General features: G+C 60.3%; 2 protein-coding genes. Both read left to right on the top strand.

From position 1 onward, the window contains the following. Nucleotides 1-193: hypothetical protein (locus AC27IQ_RS25810; RefSeq protein ID WP_487091343.1), on the top strand; the 193-nt coding region annotated here is incomplete at its 5' end. Nucleotides 194-252: 59 nt separating this feature from the next. Continuing rightward, the coding region (locus AC27IQ_RS25805; protein ID WP_487091342.1) for a hypothetical protein at nucleotides 253-907 on the top strand (655 nt) is incomplete at its 3' end.

The following is a 907-nucleotide window of genomic DNA, read 5'->3' as shown; positions in this document are numbered from 1 at the left end:
TGCTGTGGCATGGTGCACGCTCAAACTGGCGCTGAGCCTGCTCGCATATCGACGTGCAGTCACTATGCAAGCAACCCGACCTGCAAAGCTCCCGGCCCTTTTGATGGCTGGTACCTCGCCAAGACTGACCAGTCTCAGCCGAATCCAGATATCGTTTTTTCCTATGCCTTTTGCCGCGTTGGTACTGCATTGACTGTCGAGGCTTCCGGCATATATTTGTGCGTCCCTAAGCAGTGCGAGGCAGGCGCTGAGTTGGTCAACGGCCAGTGTCAGTGCAAGGAGGGCTTCGAGTCAAAGGACGGTGCCTGCGTCAAAAAGCCCGACGACAAGTGCCCCGAGGGCCAGATAAAGGATGCCTCCGGTGTCTGCGTGCCCGACCCCAAGAACAAGACTGACGATCAGCGCTGCGCTGATGCTGCGGTGATGCACAACACCGTTGGCGTTGACCGCGTGGGCCGCATCGGCGGTAAGCAGCCGCTCGGCGAGGAGATGGGCGTATGCCGAAATTCCGGGGTCACGGGTGGCAGTGGTCAGCCTCTCGGCTGCATGCATCGCTTCACCGGCGAGGTGGCTTTTCAAACGCCCAACGGTTGGATTACTGAGGGTGAGTCCTGGGCCAATAACACCAATGCCAGCGGGACTACTGCAGGCTTGGCCTGTGCCCTCGGCCTGGAGAAAGACCCCAACAACCCGGCTGACGCGGACAAGGCTCCTGAGGCCAACAAGCCGCCGAAGGACTGCCGTGGCGGATTCACTGGATCGGTGAACGGTGTCAACGTCTGCGTGGATCGCGCCAGCACCAACACCAACGGCGTGGATTGGACCCGCATCACCGATGGCGACGGTAAGCAGGTGGACATCCGCACCGATGTCAACTGCACCGGAGACCGCTGTCTCGTCAGTCAAA

The organism is Acidovorax sp. KPB24-07 (genome assembly GCF_057543315.1).
This window is presented reverse-complemented; position numbering and strand designations above follow the sequence as displayed.